This window comes from Streptomyces griseiscabiei, assembly GCF_020010925.1.
Lineage (GTDB): Bacteria > Actinomycetota > Actinomycetes > Streptomycetales > Streptomycetaceae > Streptomyces > Streptomyces griseiscabiei.
The window spans coordinates 43,595-59,722 of sequence record NZ_JAGJBZ010000003.1; the positions used below are offsets into that span (position 1 = coordinate 43,595).

11 protein-coding genes and 1 tRNA gene are annotated in these 16,128 nt (G+C 71.9%); 3 read left to right on the forward strand and 9 right to left on the reverse strand.

From position 1 onward, the window contains the following. Nucleotides 1-28 precede the first annotated feature (28 nt). The gene (locus J8M51_RS34155; RefSeq protein WP_086759236.1) at nt 29-601 is read right to left on the reverse strand and encodes an AMIN-like domain-containing (lipo)protein; all 573 of its coding nucleotides are present in this window, start codon (nt 599-601) and stop codon (nt 29-31) included. A 175-nt stretch (nt 602-776) separates the two neighbouring features. Next, complete coding sequence (locus J8M51_RS34160) at nt 777-1,595, reverse strand: hypothetical protein (RefSeq protein WP_256965595.1); 819 nt, start codon at nt 1,593-1,595, stop codon at nt 777-779. A gap of 195 nt (nt 1,596-1,790) precedes the next feature. Here J8M51_RS34160 and J8M51_RS34165 point away from each other — a divergent pair, with 195 nt between their 5' ends. Next, a complete protein-coding gene (locus tag J8M51_RS34165) occupies nt 1,791-4,745 on the forward strand; it encodes a SpoIIE family protein phosphatase (RefSeq protein WP_086759233.1) in 2,955 nt (984 codons plus the stop codon). A 23-nt stretch (nt 4,746-4,768) separates the two neighbouring features. On the opposite strand, the gene J8M51_RS34170 is transcribed toward J8M51_RS34165, so the two are convergent. The 4 genes from J8M51_RS34170 to J8M51_RS34185 form a co-directional block, all read right to left on the reverse strand. Next, nucleotides 4,769-5,137: a hypothetical protein gene (locus J8M51_RS34170; protein ID WP_086759232.1), complete on the reverse strand. Its 369-nt coding sequence runs from the start codon at nt 5,135-5,137 to the stop codon at nt 4,769-4,771. 32 nt (nt 5,138-5,169) lie between these two features. Further along, nucleotides 5,170-5,589, reverse strand: a complete 420-nt coding sequence (locus J8M51_RS34175; RefSeq protein WP_086759230.1) for a hypothetical protein — start codon at nt 5,587-5,589, stop codon at nt 5,170-5,172. Nucleotides 5,590-5,797: 208 nt separating this feature from the next. After that, nucleotides 5,798-6,835: an ArsR/SmtB family transcription factor gene (locus J8M51_RS34180; protein ID WP_267299733.1), complete on the reverse strand. Its 1,038-nt coding sequence runs from the start codon at nt 6,833-6,835 to the stop codon at nt 5,798-5,800. A 139-nt stretch (nt 6,836-6,974) separates the two neighbouring features. Next, entirely contained in the window at nt 6,975-8,633 is a 1,659-nt protein-coding gene (locus tag J8M51_RS34185; protein ID WP_086759084.1) for an alpha/beta hydrolase, read from the reverse strand. A gap of 252 nt (nt 8,634-8,885) precedes the next feature. Here J8M51_RS34185 and J8M51_RS34190 point away from each other — a divergent pair, with 252 nt between their 5' ends. Further along, complete coding sequence (locus J8M51_RS34190) at nt 8,886-9,404, forward strand: hypothetical protein (protein WP_086759085.1); 519 nt, start codon at nt 8,886-8,888, stop codon at nt 9,402-9,404. Further along, nucleotides 9,390-9,484: transfer RNA gene (locus J8M51_RS34195), tRNA-Arg, on the forward strand. Before J8M51_RS34190 ends, J8M51_RS34195 begins: the two co-directional genes overlap by 15 nt. Nucleotides 9,485-9,682: 198 nt before the next feature. Here the strand turns inward: J8M51_RS34195 and J8M51_RS34200 are convergent. The 3 genes from J8M51_RS34200 to J8M51_RS34210 form a co-directional block, all read right to left on the reverse strand. Next, nucleotides 9,683-13,069 carry a HelD family protein gene (locus J8M51_RS34200; RefSeq protein WP_179203264.1) on the reverse strand — a complete coding sequence of 1,129 codons (3,387 nt, stop codon included), beginning with the start codon at nt 13,067-13,069 and terminating at the stop codon, nt 9,683-9,685. 101 nt (nt 13,070-13,170) lie between these two features. Next, complete coding sequence (locus J8M51_RS34205) at nt 13,171-13,542, reverse strand: hypothetical protein (protein ID WP_086759088.1); 372 nt, start codon at nt 13,540-13,542, stop codon at nt 13,171-13,173. Next, nucleotides 13,539-16,004, reverse strand: a complete 2,466-nt coding sequence (locus J8M51_RS34210; protein WP_086759090.1) for an AAA family ATPase — start codon at nt 16,002-16,004, stop codon at nt 13,539-13,541. The genes J8M51_RS34205 and J8M51_RS34210 overlap by 4 nt, the downstream gene beginning before the upstream one ends. Between the last annotated feature and the right edge of the window lie 124 nt (nt 16,005-16,128).

A 16,128-nucleotide genomic window follows, 5' to 3' on the forward strand; every position in this document is an offset into this window, starting at 1 on the left:
CCCGGCCCGGCACCTCGCAGGACAGGCCCTACGTCCAGCTGTGCGCCACGTCCACCACCAGCCGGTCCGGCAGCTGGAGCACCCGGAACGGCAGCCGGGCGCGGATGCCGACGCCGATCTGGGTCTCGCCCTCGAAGCTGCCCGCGAAGCGGGTGTCGCGGAACGTGCGGTAGCCGGAGATGTTCACGCCGGGCAGGTTCTTGCCCACCTTGCCCGGGTACGCGACGCCACCGGTCTCGGGGTCGTAGCTGGGCGCGGCGATCCGGATCTCCAGGATGGCCCCACCGGTCACCGGGATGAGGTCGCCGGAGCCCGACTGGTGGAGCCGGTCGACGTACTGGACCCAGTGGCCGAGGCGGTCGCCGCCGCCGGGGACGTCGAACACGATGCGGTCGAAGCAGTCGTGCCGGCCGGTCCTGATGTCCGACAGCGGCACCGCGCCGCTGTCGGGGCTGCCCTTGACGCCGCTGCCCCAGCCCGTCGGGCAGGCCGCCGCCGCTCGCGCGGCACTCCCGGGCGCGGCGCTCGCCGTGGCCGCGCCCGTCCCGATCGCGGTCGCCGCGAGCGCGAGCGCCAGGACCGTCACTCCGATTCGTCGCATTTCGTCCCCCTTCGTCGCACAACACTGTCGTGGTGCTGATATCGGATGAGACGACCGGTTGCGACGGAAGGTTGTACTCCGGAGTTCGGAAGTCCGGAAGTCCGGAAGCAGCCCGGAAACCTGGAGCCCGGAAGCAGCCCGGAAACCCGGAGCCCGGAAGCCGCCCGTCCGTCTCCTACTTCTGGGCCACGGGCGTCGGTGAGCCGCCCCGCTCGGGGTGGCGGCGGCGGGCCGTCGGGGTGGAGGAGGGGACCTTGTGCAGCAGGGGCGCGGCGGCGGCCCGTCCGGGGCCGGAGCCTGGGCCGGAGCCACCGGGCGGGCGGCTCACGTACTGGCTGTGCAGGCTGTCGTCGATCCGCCAGAGGATGCCCGTGGTGCGGCCCGTGGGCGCGGCGGCGTCGAGCTTGGCGGTGAACGACGCCAGCCGGTCGTAGAGGGTCCGGGCCCGCGCCCCGGTGGCGGTCAGCTCCGAACCCGTGGCCTCGCGGAGGGCGTCGAGGAGGTGCACCAGGTTGTGGCCGGAGAGCAGGACGTCCTGCATCCCGCCGTCCGCCTTGGCGATACGGCCCGGCGGCAGATTGGGGTTCGCGGTGAAGTGGGCCGCCCTGGTCGCGGTGGGGCCGACCCGGTCGTACGGGTCGCGGGTGCTCTGTGTCCAGCCGGGCTCCCACACCCCGAACGCCGTCCGGGCCAGGAAGGTCCAGGTGTCCTCGTGGCAGCGCAGGGTGAGGTACGAGACGCCGGCCGCGCGCCGGAGCGTGGCGTTGTGCTGTTCGAGGGCGACCCGGTTGGCGGCGAGGGCCGCGTGCAGGATCGCCCGGTCCTCCTCCCGCCAGCGCCGCTCCTGCTCACCTCGCTGCGCCCTCAACTCCCGTCTGAGCTGCTGGTTCCTCGTGTACTGCTCGACGAACGTCCTGAACAACGACTTGAACATGGGGCGCCTGCTGGGGTTGGGCCGGACATCCTGGGGTTGCAGCGACCCAACGACGTTCATCGGATATTGGTCACGCGGACCGGCTTCTTCCGGACAGACGGGCCGGGTCTTCCGGGTTGTCTGAAAGTGCGTCAATTCACTTCGGGGAAAGTGCCGTTGACGTCGAAGGGGTTCCCGGGGCCGGCGCGGAGGAGCCACTGTGGAATTCCTGTGGCGGACTGCCTTACGTGTGAGTAGAGCATTAGGGTCTGCCGTATGAACGCACGGCTGGCCCTGCTCAGCACGGTGGATCCGGGTGTCGCGGAGAGCGAGATCTTCCGGCTGGCGCTCCAGCACGCGGTCGGTGAACTCGGCGCCCTCGGCGGGATGATCCATCTGCGGGGCCCCATGTCGGCCCTGCGTCTGGTGTCGGTCACCGGTCTGCCGCCCGCCCTCACCCGCCCCTGGGAGATCATCGACCAGGAGGGTCCGCTGCCCCCGGCCCGCGCCCTGCACCAGGGCAGCGGGGTGTGGTCGCCGCTCGGCTCCATGGCCATCGCCTGGCCCGGCACCGGACTCGCCGCGCTGCCGGTGTCCGGCCGTGACCGCCCGGTCGGCGCGCTCACCGTCCTCACCGGCGACCGGGGCGAACCCACCGGCCTGCAGTGGGACTTCCTGCGGGCCGTCGTCGACTGGACCGAGGACCGGATGGCGCAGGCACCCCCGCCGTCCGGCCCCGCGCAGGGCGAGCCGGGCGCGGAGCGGCTGCGGCAGGCGCTGAAGGAGGTCAGCGTCGGCTCCTGGGACTGGGACATCCGCACCGGCGACCTGATCTGGGACGAGGCCGCCCTGGAGCTGTACGGCACCACCCCGGCCGAGTTCACCGGCAAGATCGAGAACTGGATGCGGATCGTCCACCCCGACGATCTCGCGCCCACCCTGGCCGCGGCGGAACGGGCCATCCGCGACCACGGTGTGTACGAGGCGGAGTACCGGGTCCGGCGCCTCGACGGCACCTGGGGCTGGACCCGGGCCCGCGGCCGGGCCAGCTACGACGAGCACGGCGACCCGCGGCGGATGGTCGGCGTCGGCTGGGAGAGCAACGAGTCGCGGTCCGCGCGGGACGCCCTCAGCCGGGCCCTGCGGCACATGAGCGACGGCTTCCTCGCCGTCGACGACGACTGGCGGATCACCTTCGCCAACCTGGAGGCGGAACGTACCCTCGGGCTCTCCGAGGAGGAGCTGTTCGGGCAGTTGCTGTGGGACCTGCCGTCCGTGCGCGAGACGCCCTGTCTGGAGACCCGCTGCCGGGAGGCCGCCGCCGAGGAGAGACCCTCCGGGTTCGACGTCCATGTGCCGGACGGCGACCGCGTCTACCACCTGCGGCTGGTGCCCGGTCCGGACGGCCGCACCATCTACTTCACCGACGTCACCGAGCGACGGCGGCACGAGGAGGAACGCCTGGAGGCCGAACGCGCCGCCTCCGAACGGGCCCACCGCATCGCCGCGCTGACCGCCGCGCTCGCCAAGGCCACCACCTCCCAGGACGTCGTCGACGCGGTCGCCCTGCGGGTGCTGCCGCCGTTCGGCGCGAGCGGCCTGCTCGTCCAGGCCGTCGAGCACGGCCGGCTGCACAACGTCGGCGCCGTCGGCTACTCGCCCGAGTTCATCGACCTCGTCAACCACCGCCCGAGGACGCCGTACGGCCCCGCCTGGGACGCCATCAACACCGGCGCCCCGATCTTCATCTCCTCGCCCGAGGAGTACGCCGCCTACGTCCCCCAGCACGCCGACCTGCCCGCACGGGCGGGCAAGCGGTCCTGGGCGTTCCTGCCGCTGACCGCGTCCGACCACACCTTCGGTGTCTGCGTCGTCTCCTTCGACCGGCCGCGCCGCCTCACCGACGAGGAACGCACCCTCCTCACCGCGATCAGCGCGCTCCTCGCCCAGTCCCTGGAACGCGCCCGGCTCTACGACCTCGAACACACCCGGTCCCGCGAACTCCAACGCGCCCTGCTCCCGCAGGACCTGCCCGTCCTCGCCGCCTGCGAGTCCGCCGCCCGCTATCTCCCGGCCGGGCAGGGCATGGACGTCGGCGGCGACTGGTACGACGTCATCCCGCTCTCCAGCGGACAGGTCGCCCTGGTCGTCGGCGACGTCATGGGCCACGGCCTGTCCGAGGCCGCCACCATGGGCCGGCTGCGCACCGCCGTGCACACCCTCGCCGACCTCGAACTGCCGCCCGACGAGATCATGAGCCACCTCAACGACATCGTCGGCTCCCTGGGCGAGGACAGTTACGTCACCTGTCTGTACGCCCTCTACGACTCCACCACCCGGGTCTGCTCCATCGCCCGCGCCGGGCATCCGCCACCGGCCCTGGTCCTGCCCGACGGGACCGTGCGCTTCCCGGAGTGGACCGCCGACCCGCCGCTCGGCGCGGCCGAGCCGCCGTTCGAGACGGTCGAGCTGAGCGTGCCCGAGGGCAGTCTGCTCGTGCTGTACACCGACGGCCTGGTGGAGTCGGCGAAACGCGGCATGGACGAGGGCCTGGCCGATCTGGCGCGGCTGCTGCGCACCGCCCACGAGGACGGCACCGCCGCCGACCTGGAACGCCTCTGCGACACCCTCACCCATGGGCTGCTGCCGCCCGAGCACGCGGCGGCGGACGACGCGGCCTTCCTCGTCGCCCGTCTGCACGCCCTCACCGACGACCGGATGGCCTCCTGGCCGCTGCCCGACGACCCGAGGGCCGCCGGGCAGGCCCGCCGCCATGTCCGCGAGCAGCTCACCGCCTGGGGCCTGGACGACCTGACCCCCACCACCGAACTCCTCGCCAGCGAACTCGTCGGCAACGTCGTACGGCACGCCAAGGGCCCCGTCCGGCTACGGCTGCTGCACGGCGCCGAACTGGTCTGCGAGGTCTTCGACGGCAGCCTCACCATGCCCCGGATCCGCCGGGCCGGGGACACCGACGAGGGCGGCCGGGGCCTCCAGCTGATCACCGCGCTCTCCCAGCGCTGGGGCAGCCGCTACACCGCCACCGGCAAGTGCATCTGGACCGAGCAGTCCCTCACCTGCCCCGACCCGCGACAGGGACAGGAGCCGCCCGCCGGTCCGCCGGCCCCCTCGCTCCTGGTCCCCGACGACTTCGACGGCGACCTGGACGCGCTGCCGTTCGGGGACCTGGAGCCCGATGGGGACGGAGGGCGGACGGACGGGAGCCGGTGACCCTCAGGGGCGGCCGGTGAACCTCAGGGGCAGGACGGGGAGGCCGCCGGCAGCGAGTCGGTCTCGCTGTAGATGTCCGTGTCCTTCATCCAGCCCCAGGCGCCGTTGTCGGCCTGGGTCCAGAGCCAGCGGTTGGGGTGCGGGCCGCCGACATTGCCGCCGAAGTCGTAACGGCACTTGAACCAGCTGGGGTTGCTGTACATGTGGCCCACGACTTCGAAGGTGTACGGGTTCTTGTAGACGGCCGCCCCGGACACGTTGTTGCACCACCAGTTGCCGCCGCTCTGCCAGCAGGGGTTCGCGGCGGACGCCGAGGGCGCCGTGAGCAGGGCGGCGCCGGTGGCGAGCGCGGTGGTGGCCAGCAGGGCGCCGATTCGCTGAGCGATACGCATGGTTCCGCTTCCTTCCTTGGCCGGTCGGCCGGTCAGCAGTTGCGGATGGAGTAGACGGGCGCCCAGTTGACGGCGTACACGGCGTTGTCGGCGTTGTAGGCGCCCAGTTGGTTGCCGCTCGATCCGTAGGTCCGGGCCACGGCGCTGCCCGTCTGGCTGTTCTTGGCCTCGCCCCACTCGTTCCAGTTGGAGAGGGAGTAGCGGGCGCAGTTGTAGAAGTAGAAGACGCGGAACCGGTTGGCCGCCGGATCCCACACGGACGCGCAGAAGTTGCCCGAGCTGCAGACGACGCCGGAGCCGGGGGCGAGCAGCTCCGAGCGGACGGCCGGTGAGGTCGTCGGGGAGGCGGCGGAGGTCGCCGCCTGGGCCGGACCGGCGGTGACCACGGAGGCCAGGGCCAGGGTCAGGGTGCCGGCCGCGCCGAGCAGGGAGCGCTTGGTCGTGGGACGCATGGGTTCGTGTTCCCTCTGTGGGTGTCGAGCGGTGGGGTCGGGGCCGGCCGGTTCCGATGACGCCCGGCCGGCCGGGGGCACACCGGGGCGTGGGTCCCCGGGGCCCCGTCCACCCATGCTCACCGCGCCCGCCCGCCCCGCACCACGGCATTCGAAGGTGATCGAATCCCGCAGGTCAGGGCGCGTTCGGGCGCCGGGCGGCCGGGGGTCAGCGGCTCCGCGCGCCGCGCGCCGCGGCCTTCGAGGGCGGGAGGATCCCACAGGCCGGGCCGCCTTCGAGGAGGTCGAGGCCGAGGGTGGTGGGGGTGTGCAGGACGGCTCCGCCGATGCGGCGGCTGGTGAGCAGGCCCGACTCCCGCAGGACGGCCACATGGTGGCTGACGGTGGCCGGGCTGAGACCGACCCGGGCCGCCAGTTCGCTCGTGGTGCGGCCCTCGGCGACCTCCTCCAGGACGGCGGCGCGGGCCCGGCCGAGCAGCGCGGCGAGGGCCTGGTGGGTGCCGGGCGCGGCGGGCGGCGGCGGTGCCAGCCAGCGCGGGTCGTGGGTCACCGGATGCACCAGCACCGGGGGCAGCGAACCGTCCTTCAGCACGATCGGGCCGGGCCAGCAGAAGAACGAGGGGATGATCCGCAGACCCCGGCCGTCCAGATGCAGATCGCCCCGCAGATGCGAGCCGGCGATGTGCAGCACCGGCGCCGACCAGCGCACACTGGGATGCAGCCCCTCCGCGAGCCCCGAGAACCCGGACCGCAGCAGCGCCCTGGCCGCCACCGACCGGGTCTCGTCGAAGCGGGCCCGGACATGGGCCCAGTACGGGGCGACGAACCGCTCGTGATGCCGCCGGACCAGCCCGGCGAGCCCGCGCAGCGCCTGGGTGTCGCCGTCGGCGAGCGGGCGCGCCCAGCCGGGCAGCGGGCGGGCGAGGGACAGCTCCGTCAGATCGGTCCGCAGCCGGGCCCGGGGTGTGGTGAGCAGCGCGTCCAGGCCCGCGTCGAGGCCGCCGGCCGCGCCGCCCGGGGTCAGGAAGTCCGCCGAGTAGCCGCGCGGCGGCGCGAGATGGCGCAGCCTCGGCAGCTCCGGGTCGAACAGACCGCGTGACGACCGCCGCCAGCGGCCGAAGACCAGCGCGCCGTCCCGGTTCTGCAGCAGATGCAGGCTGAGCAGCCCCTCCCACAACGGGTCGGGTTCCTCCGCCAGCACCACCCGGGCCAGGTCCTCGTACGTGAAATGGATACGCAGTCCCACCGGTCCGCTCCCCCCAGCTTCAACCCGGTCGTGCGGAACCCCGGGGCGCTCGCCATGAAGGCGCGGGCGCCCCGGGGTTCGTGTCGGCCCCGGTCAACCGACCGTGGGGGCCGCTCTGTTCACTGAACGTGCCGGGCGGTCAGCTCACATCGCCGATGCGCTCGACGCGCTCGTTGACGCCGTTGCGCAGCTCGCCCAGGGTTGTGCCGGGCGGGGCCGTCTTCGGGGCCGAGGACGGCGGCTGGGTCTCGTCCGCGCAGGTGGTGCCACGGGCCGGGACCTTCAGGTCGACCAGGTAGTCCACCACCGCGTCCGTCGCACAGGCACTGCGCCCGAACGCGGTGTGGCCCTCGGCGTCGAACGTCACCAGCGCGGCGTTGTCCAGCTGCCGGGACAGCGCGACCGCGTGCTGGTACGGGGTGTCCGGGTCACCGGTGGTGCCGAGGACCAGGATGGGCGCCGAGCCCTTGGCCCGGAAGGAGCCGTCGTAGCGGCTGGCCTTCTCGGCGGGCCACTGCACACACGCGGTGGCGTGCTGGTGGTCGTAGGTCGGCGGGCCGAACGCCATGGCCGGGCCGAGCAGCGGCGCGTCCTTCGCGTTGGCCGTGACGTTCCACTCCAGCTTGCGCAGGCTCTTCGGGTACTCCTTGTCGACGCACTCCACGACCACGTTCGGGCCGAGGAAGTCGTAGCTCGCCGGGGACGGCGGACGCAGCAGGAACGAGGTGTTGTCCCGCAGCTGCGCCTTCTTCAGCGCCGCGCCGAGCGAGGGCCAGATGACCTTGCCCTCGTTGATGTTGAACATCAGCCGGTAGACGAGGGTGTAGCCGTTGGCCTTGCCGCCGTTCGCGGTGGGCACCGGGTTGGCGTCGAGGTCCTTCTTCAGCTGCTCGAACGCCGCGCGCGGGTCGCCGTCGCCGAAGCCGCAGACCGCCGGGTCGGTGGCGCACCAGTCGAGGAAGCGGCCCATGGAGCCGTCCAGCGCCAGGTACTGGTCCCGGTCGTAGTCGTAGGGGCGGGAGGCGTACTTGTACGGGTCGTACGCCCCGTCGAGGGTCAGCGCCCGCACCCGCTTGGGGAACATCGCCGCGTAGACGGTGCCGATGTACGAGCCGAACGACCGCCCGTAGTAGGTCAGCTGCTCCTCGCCGAGGGCCTGGCGCAGCAGGTCGATGTCCCGGGCGACGTACTCCGTGCCGACGTACGGCAGCAGGCCGCCCGCGTTGTCCAGGCAGGCCTGGTTGAACTCTGCGGCCTCGCGCAGCGCCGGGCCGAAGGCGTCCGGGCCGGGGACGCCCTTGGCGTCGGTGACGGCCTTGGTGTAGCGGGCGTCGTCGAAGCAGGTGAGCGCCGAACTGCGGCCGACACCGCGGACGTCGTAGCCGAAGACGTCGAACGAGTCGCGCATGGCGGCCGGGAGGTCGTCGTAGTTGTTGCGGACGAAGTCCACCCCGGAGTTGCCCGGTCCGCCGGGCTGCATGAACAGCGTGCCCTTGCGCTTGGCCGGGTCGGCGGCCTTCTTGCGGACCACGGCGAGCGTGATCTTCTGGCCCTGCGGCTTGCGGTAGTCCAGCGGCACGTCCGCGTTCGCGCACTCGTAGCCGCCCTGGCAGTCGGTCCAGGCGAGCGTCGGCACGGGCGGCGGCGGGGTCTTCGCCGACTGCGGCTTCTGCGTGGTGCTCTGCGCCGCCATCGCCTGCGTCGCGGTCCCCGTGGCCGCGAGCACGAGCGCGGTCACCGCGGCACCGACGAGTCTGAGACGCGGTACACGTCTCGGTGTGTGGTGGTACGTGGACATGGGTGTGTCCCCCCTGAGCGGTCAGTATCCCCAAGAACCCACTGGTCAAGGTGGGGTCAAGAAGTGTCTAACTGAAGAGAGGGGAAAAAGGCCAGAGCGGTGCCACCGTGGCCGGGATTCTGTGCAATCTCTCCACTACCCGGCGGTAGTTACCGTCCGCGGCCGTCTCTTCGTAATCTTGGAACGTCCCTGGCCGGTTTCCAGTGTCGGGGTCCGGCCGGAACCCCCCACCATCACAAAGGATCCGCGCACGTGTCATCCAAGAACAGCCGCCGTCTCCGGGTCGCCGTCCTCGCCGTGGCCGTGGCCGCCGCCGGGCTCGCCCTCGCGGGACCCGCCGCCGCTGCCGCACCGCAGACCGCCACCACCGTGTCCACGGCGCCGCAGGCGTCCGCGATACCCGTCGGCTTCGTCGACCTCGCCACCACCCCGCTCACCGCGGACGGCGAGAGCCACGAGGTCACCGTCACCTACCGCAACGACTCCGGCGCCGACCGGACCGTCGCCCCGCAGCTCCTCGTGGAGTCGCCGGACGCCGGCCCGTTCCTCGCCCCGTCCGACGTCCGGGTCGAGCGCCGCAGCGCCGACGGCTGCTGGGAGGCCGTCAGCCTCGGCAGCCAGACCGGCACCCTCTTCACCGACCTGACCACCGCCCGGCGCACACTGCCGGCGGGCGCCACCCTCACCGAGGTCTACCGCGTCACCGTCACCGGCCCGACGGCCGGGGGCACGGACCCGGGCACGGTCCACCCGAGGGTCGCCCTCTACTGACGGTCACCCGCACCGCGCACCGACAAGGGCCGGGCCCTGCTCTCCTGAAGCGGGTGTCGCAGGTTCGAATCCTGCCCGGAGGACAGCACGTTACCGGTTTGAGCTGGGGTTTCTCCCCCAGGTAGGGCTTTTGATCGGCCTCGGACTCCTCGTCCGGGGCCGATTGCGTGAGCGGGCGGAGAGTTGATCTCCGAAATCTCTCCAGCGGATAAGCATCCTCCGGCACGGGCTCCGGCCCGGTCTTCTCCGGGGAAGAATCGCGCTTCTGTCGAAAGTGGTTACGCCTCTCCGGAGCCCAGGGCGGTTTCTGCGTCGTTGCCGCCCCAACTGTCGGGGGTACGCCACAGGACCTGAACCCCGAAGGCACCGAACACGGTGTCGGCCGACCAGCCTTCGGCGGGCGGTTCGGAAAGCACCAGGTAGAGGCGGTCGGCAGGAGCGGGCAGAGTGTGGTTGATCTCCAGGAGGCGCGTGGCTCCCGAGCGGAGGTCGGCGTAGGTGGAGCGGCCGGCACCGAGGACCTCGTAGAGGAAGCGGCCGTCTTCCGCGGTGCGGCTGACATCGATGACCGGGGAGTCGGTCGGCTGCAGGTCCGCCCAGAGCAGAGCCGCCTTGAGAGCATGGCGCACCGCCTCGTGCTTCTTGCATGTGCGGTCGGCGGCCGCCGTGGTCTCCAGCGAGTGCAGAAGTCCCTTGGCGGGCGTGGCGGGCGTCGGCGTGGCGGGCATGCCTGCGGAGGTCACGAGTTCTGCTTCCTTCTGCTCGGATGACTGTTCGACGGAGGCGGGCGCACTCTCGGTTTCCGGTTCGCCCAGGGCGGCCCGGCGGTGCTGGAGCGTCTCCCGGGCCGCCTTCAGGGCCTGGGCCCAGTCGGCGCGTACCAGGTCCGCCTGGAGTCGGTTCAGGTCCAGGTTGTTGTCCTTGACCATGCGGTTGGTGTGCGCCGCCAGGTCGCGCAGGAGGCTGAGGCGGTGCTTGTCCGGGGATCCGAGCACACGACGCACGTTCACCCAGTCCGCCTGGTCACGGCGGAGCACGCGGTTGGCCATGCCCTTGAGCTCGGACAGACGGTCACGGGCGTTCTCGGGAACGGTTCCGTCACCGTTGGTCAGGTCGTCGAAGACGCCGAGCGCCGACACATAGCGTTCCGCCATGGTGGGGGAGATGGGCTGGCGGCCACGCTGGTCCGCGGTGAGCAGGCAGTGGTTCGTCTCGTGGGCGAACACCCAGCAGTCCAGTACCGCGCCGGGACGCGGGGGCACTGAGCCGTGGCGGACGGTCAGGACAAGAGGGACGTCGATCGCGGGCGACAGGGCCTTGACCCTGTACCGGCCGCCGGGTGCCCGGCCAGTCACGCGGACTCGGACGTCCGTACCGATGTCGGGGACGTTGGCGTCTGCCATGCCTGGTTCGCCTTCGGCAGGTGCTGGTTCGGTACCGCTGCCGTCGGTGGTCGTGAGTGCTTCCGGGAGCGGGGACGTGTGCAGGACGGTCAGGCTCTGGGTGCTGCGGGTGAGCGCGACGTACAGCTGGCGCAGGCCCGCCGGGCCCCGGTCGGCGATGGTGGCGGGTTCGACGACGAGGACGTGGTCGTACTCCATGCCCTTGGCCTGGGCGGCAGCCAGCACGGACACCGCCTCGCGCCCCTGCTCGGTGATGCCGTCGGCCAGGTCCAGGTGATGACTGATCTCGTCGAGCCAGCCGGAGTCATCGGGGACGATGACCGCCACGGAGCGCAGGGTCCGTCCGTCGCTGGTGCCGATGAGGCGGGTGGCTTCCGCCACAGTGTCGTCGAGGAGCTTCCACGGTTCCGTCGCGACCGTCCGTACGGCGTCCTCGCCCGCCGCGCGCACGGCTTGCGGGTAGGGCAGCGTGGGGGCGACGGTACGGGCCAAGGGGGCGACGAACTCCATGATTTCGGCGGGCACGCGGTAGCTGGTGTTCAGCTCGGCCACGCGCCAGTCGCCGTGGTCGGACAGGAGGGTGCCGAGGCGGTCCCAGTCGGTGTGGGTGTGGGGGCCCGTGGCCTGGGCCAGGTCGCCGAGGATGGTCATGGAGCCCTGCGCCGCGGAGCGCCGGCGCAGGGAGCGGGCCTGCATGGGTGCCAGGTCCTGCGCCTCGTCGACCACGATGTGCCCGTACCGCTGTGGGGTCTCCCCGGTGATGAGATACCGCAGTTCTTCGAGGCAGACCCGGTCGTCGAGCGTCCAGGGATCGGCGTCGGCCGTGTCGGCCCGAGGGCGGCGCACAGCGGCCTGCTCCGCGGCGTCGAGAATGCCCTCGGCACAGGTACGCAGGAGGTCTTCCGAGTCGTAGAGGGTGCGGAGGGCTTCCCTGGCGCCGGGCGAAGGCCAGACACGTTCGATGAGGCGCTCGACCTGACGGTTGCGTTCCAGGTCGCGGCGGATCGTGTCGTCGCGGCTGCGGCGAGGGGCGACGGCGACGAGTTCCCGCAGCAGGCGGTCGACGAGCAACCCGCGGAAGCGGTCGCGGCGCTCACGGTAGGAGCCGTCGCCTTGGCGCACGTCTTCGAGGAGCGAAAGCATCTCGGAGCGCGGGACGCGCAGGGTCGTGCTGCCGACGGTGACGGTGAGCTCAGGCTTGGCCCCCTCGTAGGAGGCAGTGGTGGTGAACTCGTCGACGGCCTCGGGACGGCACTCGATCTCGACGCGCCGCCGCAGGACGGCCGCCATGCGTTCATCGGACTTCACCATCCGCGCCGCGGGGGTGTCGGTGCCGAGGATCTCGCCGTCCCACAGGCGCGTCACCTGCACGGCGTTGACGTTCCGGGTGCCGAGCGTGGGCAGCACCTGGCTCACGTACTCCAGGAACCGCTGATGGGGGCCGACGACGAGGACGTCCTGGGCTTTGAAGTGCCCGTTGTTGACGAGCCAGGTCACGCGGTGCAGGCCGACCGCCGACTTGCCGGTACCCGGGCCGCCCTGGATGACGAGGATGTCGGAGGGCGAGCCGGTGACCAGGGCCATCTGGTCGCGGCGGATGGTCTCGACGATGTCCCGCATGCTGCCGCGGCGAGAGCGCTGAAGCTCGCGGAGGAGGAAGTCGTCGGGCTGCGGCGGCTTCCGGCGCTGGCGGCGGGCAATGTCGGCGGGGGTGAGGGCGGGCCGCCGTGCCTTGTCAGGCCGCTGTGTGTCGGTGGTGGAGTCTGCCGCCGCGGACTGTGGATCGGCGTCGTCCACGGTCGGCCGCGGGGTGGGGACGGTGACGGAGATGTCGTCGGCATAACCTTCGACGACGCGCTGCGTGCAGCGCAGCCGCCGCCGCAGAAGCACCTCCCCCGGAGAGTCCGGCAGCGCGTCGAGCCACTGCTTCGCAAGCGCGTTGGTCCACTCCACGACGACGGTATCGCGAGTCCGCACGTCGGAAACGGCACGCCGGCCGACGTACCAGGTCTCGGGCTCCCCACCTCGGCCGTCCTGCACGTCCACGCGGCTGATGACCAGCGAAGCGCTGCCGAGACCTCCATAGGCCGCGGCTCGCTCCTCGGCCGCGAGACGGTTGGCGACGCTGTCCTTGCCGCTCGCGGAGGCCGAGGCGACCGAGCCCCCGGTCATTTCGGCCAGCCGCGCGGTATAGCAGTCGTAGGCGTGGTCCACCGCCTTCTGCTCGACGGCGATGATCTCGTTGCGCGTGGTGGTGCCCATGTACACGTCCCCCTCCCCTTGCAGCACCCCGGAGGACGCTGCGACGGGCATACGCCTGGCCCCGTCGGAATAACTATCAGAGACCTGCTGGTAACAAACAGTCAGATGGTCAACGTCCCGACCAGATCGCCGACTTCCGTCCGCCAGGCGCGAACCTGGTCGTGCGTGGGGCCGATCTCGTACCGGTGGTAGTGGCATCCCAGACAGAGATGCGACCAGACGGCGTTGGTGCGGCGAGCGGTCTCCGCCGCGGTGTAGCAGTGGAGGCACAGCAGCTTGGCCCGCATCGTGGTGTCGGCGAGCCCTGGCACCGCGGCGTCGAGCACGCGGTCGACGGAGAGCTCCAGGGCGGTCCGCAGAGCGAGGGAGGCTCCGCGGTGCCGGCCGACGGCCGTGGCGCCCGTACGGCCGGCAAGCAGCTGATCCGCCGTCAGCAGGAGCTCCTCGACCGAGGTGCTGGGAGTGCTCGTCACGCGGTCACCCCCGGCTTGCGCACCTTCTGCGCCATGATCTCGATGTCGTCCACGAAGCGGTGGGGGTCGGTGATCCGCGCTCCCGTGGCGTGGGAGCCGTTCTGGCACTCCTTGAGGAGGTCCACCGCACGCTGTCCGCACAGGGTGCGCAGTTCCCGGTAGACGTCGCCGGTCCGGCCGGCGTCGCCGAACAGGGCCAGTGCCGCGACCTTCATGAGTTTGTCGGCACTGCCGACGGCAGCCTGCAGCTCGTCCTCGGGTGCGCCGGAGCGGTGATGCCGGATCCAGGCGGCTTCGAGGAAGGCGTTCTCCAGGGCGATACGGCACAGGCTGGGCAGCACGTGGGTCCGTGCCGCCGACGGCAGGTCACCGGTACTGGCGAGGGCCCGCGCGTCGTCGAGCGCCTGCCGTACCGGGTCCGTCACCGGCTTGACCTTCACCTTGGACGACTTGGCCCGCTCGACCTCGAACACCGTCACGGGCAGACCCTGGCTGGTGAACGCCCGCTGGAGCCGGGTGTCGTGGGTGAACACGACGACCTGCCGGTGCTCGCCGAGCTCGTGCAGGACCTGGGCGAGTCCGTTGACCTTGGCGGGGTCCATGGACTGCACGGGGTCGTCGATGACGATGAAGCCGAACGGGCTGTCGGCGGTGGCGGCCCGGGGCAGGAACAGGGACAGCGCGAGGGAGTGCTGCTCGCCCTGGCTCATGACGCCGAGAGCCGAGGCTTCCTGGCCGTCGACAGTGACGTCCATGACGAGCTTGCGGACGGTGGCCTTCTCGCTGCCCTTCAGGCTCACGGCCTTGAGATCGATGTTGCTCTCCTGGCGGAGCCGCTCCCAGATGCGCTGCGACTGGTCGGCGAAGCCTTCCATCCGCTGTTCCCGCAACTCGGCGGCCAGCGCCTTGATCCAGGTGCTCGCCTTCCTGATGTCCCGCAGCCGGGGCTTGTTCGCCTCCACGGCACGGGCCCTCTCCGCCCAGCCCGCCAGACGGGTGACGAGTCCGCGCCAGCGTTCGTCCCGCTTCTCCAGTTCCTTGGCGGCGTTCTCCTTGACCGCGGCGCAGGCATCGGCCAGGGGCGCGGCGGCCTCGTGGGCGCGCTGGGCGAGCTCGCCGGGGTCACTGATCGTCCGGCAGGCGGTCCAGGCGCGCCACGGGTCGGCCAAGGCGGCGGGGATCTGTCGGGGCGTGTGGACGAGGTCCTGCACGGCCCGCGCGGCGGACCGGAGTTCGCTGCGCGCGCCCGCTGCCGCCTCCGCCTCCTGTCGCAGTGCGGCGATCTGGGCGAGGGCATCCCTGGCCCATGCCGCGTCCAGCATCCCGTCGGTCCCGCACACGGGGCAGGCGGCCGTGTCGGGGTGACGGTCGTGGTGCGCCACAGCCCGTTCGAGGAGTTCCGCACGCCGCAGGGCGTCCTCGGTGCCGGTGCCGCGCAGGTCCTCGACATCGGCGAGAGCATGGCGCAGGCGGTTCAGAGCCACGTGGACCTGCGCCATCTCAGGGCCGTGCACCTCTGCCTCGGCGCGCAGCCGGGCCAGCAGGCCGTCGTCCCCGTCGGCGGGCAGACCGGCGACGAGGGCTTCAACCGTCTCGAAGTCGGGCGTTCCCGCCGTGTCGACGGCGACGAGCGCCTGCACCGCGCGCTCGTCGTCCTCCAACGCGTACAGCGCCTCCTTGAGGCCCGGCAGCTCCGCCTTCGCCGCCTTGTCCGCGTCTTCGAGCGCCTTGGCCTCCTGGCGGAGCCGGCCGTCGGCGGCGCTGAGCTGCCCCAGGCCGAGGATGGTGGCGATGGCGTCGTACATCTCGGAGGGCTTGCCACTGATCATGCGGTCCAGGTCGACGTACGACAGGAAGGGCCGGAAGTCCCGCAGGGCCTGCTTCCAGTCCGCCTGGTCGAGGGGGGTGCGGCCGTGCCCGGGTCGCTTGAGCTCGGCCCGGGAGACGTCGAAGTCGTCGCCCTCCCAAGTGCGGGTGAGGGTGCTGCGGCCGGTGTCGCCCTCGACGGCGAGCTTGATCTCGATCTCCGGCCTGCCGTCGGTGTCGTGGAGGTTGCGCCAGTTGCTGCTGCGCATCGAGTGCTGCCCCTGCCAGCGCATGTTCACGCCGGTGAAGGCTGTCTCGATGCCCTCGGCGATGCTGGACTTGCCGGAGCCGTTGCGCCCTACGACCAGGTTCACGCCGGGTCTGGGGCTGAGCTTGAGCCAGGCGCGCGGTCCGATGCCACGGAACCGGGCGACGGCGACGGACTCCAGATGGATCCGGCCGACAGGGGAGGTCCCCCGGGGCTCGCCGTCGCCCAGGGCCTCCTTCAGGAGCACCTTCACGGGCTCGCTGAGCGCCTCCTCCGCCAGGCGGGCCTTCACCAGAGCGGCCACGGGCACGGGCTGGTCGGACGGGGTCGGACGGGCGGGGTCGGTGGGGTGGTGTGCGTTCTGCGGGGACTGTTCCGTCACGGTCATGCGGGTTCCTCCCGTGTGTGCGGTGGATGGCGACTGCGGTGCGCAATGGACGCGGAGTGGACGGCCCCGAGGTATGGCGTTGCGACGAGAAGGGACCGGGGGAGAGGGGATGCGCGGCGCGGTA

What these genes read in the sequence shown, in the direction of transcription:
- J8M51_RS34175 (WP_086759230.1), bottom strand. Translation starts at nt 5,589, where the DNA reads ATGCGTCCCACGACCAAGCGCTCCCTGCTCGGCGCGGCCGGCACCCTG.
- J8M51_RS34160 (WP_256965595.1), bottom strand. Translation starts at nt 1,595, where the DNA reads ATGAACGTCGTTGGGTCGCTGCAACCCCAGGATGTCCGGCCCAACCCC.
- J8M51_RS34165 (WP_086759233.1), top strand. Translation starts at nt 1,791, where the DNA reads ATGAACGCACGGCTGGCCCTGCTCAGCACGGTGGATCCGGGTGTCGCG.
- J8M51_RS34185 (WP_086759084.1), bottom strand. Translation starts at nt 8,633, where the DNA reads ATGTCCACGTACCACCACACACCGAGACGTGTACCGCGTCTCAGACTC.
- J8M51_RS34170 (WP_086759232.1), bottom strand. Translation starts at nt 5,137, where the DNA reads ATGCGTATCGCTCAGCGAATCGGCGCCCTGCTGGCCACCACCGCGCTC.
- J8M51_RS34210 (WP_086759090.1), bottom strand. Translation starts at nt 16,004, where the DNA reads ATGACCGTGACGGAACAGTCCCCGCAGAACGCACACCACCCCACCGAC.
- J8M51_RS34200 (WP_179203264.1), bottom strand. Translation starts at nt 13,069, where the DNA reads ATGGGCACCACCACGCGCAACGAGATCATCGCCGTCGAGCAGAAGGCG.
- J8M51_RS34155 (WP_086759236.1), bottom strand. Translation starts at nt 601, where the DNA reads ATGCGACGAATCGGAGTGACGGTCCTGGCGCTCGCGCTCGCGGCGACC.